Source organism: Arthrobacter sp. Cr_A7, from assembly GCF_029222765.1.
Lineage (GTDB): Bacteria > Actinomycetota > Actinomycetes > Actinomycetales > Micrococcaceae > Arthrobacter.
Map to the genome: position 1 here is coordinate 1 of NZ_JARHXQ010000260.1, position 2,122 is coordinate 2,122.

Genomic DNA, 2,122 nt, shown 5'->3' on the forward strand with positions numbered 1-2,122 from the left:
GGCGCTGGTGGCGGCGGCGCAGGCAACCTCGGCCTGCACACCCTCCACCGCGCCGCGGGCCACCGGGCCGGCACCGACTGCCACAGCAGGGCAAGGACCCATAGCTGTCGAGCTAAACCAGTCGCGGGACCAATATGGCAAGCCTGAGGTCCAGCTGCAGCTCACCAACACGTCAGACGCTGCTGTGACGGTGAGCCAGGCCGAAGTCGTCTCTCCCTTTTTCAAAGGAGCGATCGGCTGGATGCCCGCCGGGGGTGGCATCGAACTGCCGCCCGGCCAGCCGAAAAGCCTGCCGGCGGCGCTTCCTGCTGCAACGTGCGAGGGGCACCCCTCCCCCGACGAAGAAACGGCGAAGGCCACCGTCCTCGTGACCTCACCCGGACAGTCCCGGCCCCGGCAACTGACCTTCAACGCCTCAGATCCATTCGGGGTCCTCCGGCGCAACAATGGCGAACTCTGCCTCGCCGCCGCAGTAGCCGCCGTGGCGGACATCCGCCTGGGCACACAGCTGGAGGTGGCACCGGACGCGCGCACCGCCGTCGTGCATCTTGTGCTGGCCCCGCACCCGGCACCAGGTGGGAAAAACCCGGACCAGGCGGCCCGGTCCCTGACGATACGGAGCATTGGCGGCACTCCCCTGCTGGCCGAAGCGCCCCGGAATCCCTGGCCGGAAAACCTCACCCTCACGGCGGGTGACGGCCCCCGTCAGCTCCCCTTGCATATCCGCCCCGCCCGCTGTGACCCGCATGCCATTGCGGAGGACAAGGTGGGCACTGTACTGCCCCTCCATGTCACCGTCGACGCCAAGCAGGGACCTATCCGCGTTCCCGCAGGAGCGGTGTTACGTGCGCAACTTTATGACTTTGTTACGCGCTCGTGCGCGCAGGGTTAGCAGCGGACTATCAGTCGAGGTCAGCCCGGCATCTTAGCCGACAGTCAAGACGATTGCTTAATCCGAGAGGAGGACCTCGTATGTTATCCAAATGTGACAATCAGCGGCTGGGCGGGTTATGGTCTTTCACGTGTCCCTCCCAAGCGGGACATTCCCCTCAGCATGCCGAGCCCTGCCGCTGATACGGGATTCAATCGCTTTCCTGTTGGCAGGGACGGGGGAACCAAGTTTCCGCGGCTTTTTCTAAAGCCTTGGGGTTAAGTCGATAGCGCCTCGTTCCGTTCGGGGTTGCTTTCGGCCGGGTATCTCCAACCCGAACCCGACAGCTCACCCCGCAGGCATGGGAGAGGCGATCAACCGTGTCAAAAAATTCCATCACCGCCCGTCACCGCGCGACTCCGGCCCGCTCGATCGTGCTTCAGGGTTTGGCTGTTTCCGCCAAGTCCCAGGCCCGGACGCTCGGCCGCCCGGCCCTCGCAGTTGCCGCTGCATCCGGCATCGCGTTCGGCGTCGGAGCTCCGGCCCATGCAGGCGTGACCGGCCCGGACAGCACCGAAGCCACTAACGTCCAGGCCTACTCGGCGCCCGCCGCCGCAGTTGCCGCCCCCGCAGCAGCAGCCTCCAACGTCCACACCGTTGTTTCCGGTGACACCCTGGGCGCCATCTCGGCCGCCAACGGCGTCAGCCTCAACGATGTCCTCGCGGCCAACGGGCTGGACATCTCCACCATCATCTACCCGGGCGACCAGATCACCATCCCGGGCGCCGGATACGCAGCACCCGCCGCCGCTCCGGTCCAGGCCGCATCCGCTCCCGCGAACACCGGCATGAACATCTCCTACGCCTCCACCACCCCCGCTCCGGCACCGGCCCCGGCACCGGCACCGGCTGCTCCCGTTGCCACCGGAACGGGCACCGGCGCAGCCATCCTGGCCAACGCCTACGGCCAGCTCGGCGTCCAGCAGGATTGCACCGCCATGGTGGAGAAGGCTCTCCGCGCCGTTGGCAAGTCCGTGGGCGACCTGGCCCCGGGCCAGTTCTACCAGTACGGCTCCGTGGTGGGCACCCCCGCCCCGGGTGACCTGGTGATCACCGCCGGCCACGTGGGCGTCTTCGCCGGTAACGGCCAGGTTGTCAGCGGCGGCGTTGACGGCTTCAAGACCGAGGTCCACTCCATTAGCTGGCTCAGTGGAGCTTCCTTCGTCCGCGTAGCGTAATTTCGCTCGCATA

2 protein-coding genes and 1 riboswitch are annotated in these 2,122 nt (G+C 66.9%); both genes read left to right on the forward strand.

The genetic code is table 11. The features are described 5' to 3' along the window. Positions 1 to 892, forward strand: an 892-nt coding sequence (locus P2Q66_RS15360; protein WP_345795635.1) for a hypothetical protein, incomplete at its 5' end; no start/stop codon positions are given. A gap of 185 nt (positions 893 to 1,077) precedes the next feature. Then, positions 1,078 to 1,248: riboswitch (cyclic di-AMP (ydaO/yuaA leader) on the forward strand. A 3-nt stretch (positions 1,249 to 1,251) separates the two neighbouring features. Further along, positions 1,252 to 2,109, forward strand: a complete 858-nt coding sequence (locus tag P2Q66_RS15365) for a LysM domain-containing protein (protein ID WP_275729484.1) — start codon at positions 1,252 to 1,254, stop codon at positions 2,107 to 2,109. The last annotated feature ends 13 nt before the right edge of the window (positions 2,110 to 2,122 follow it).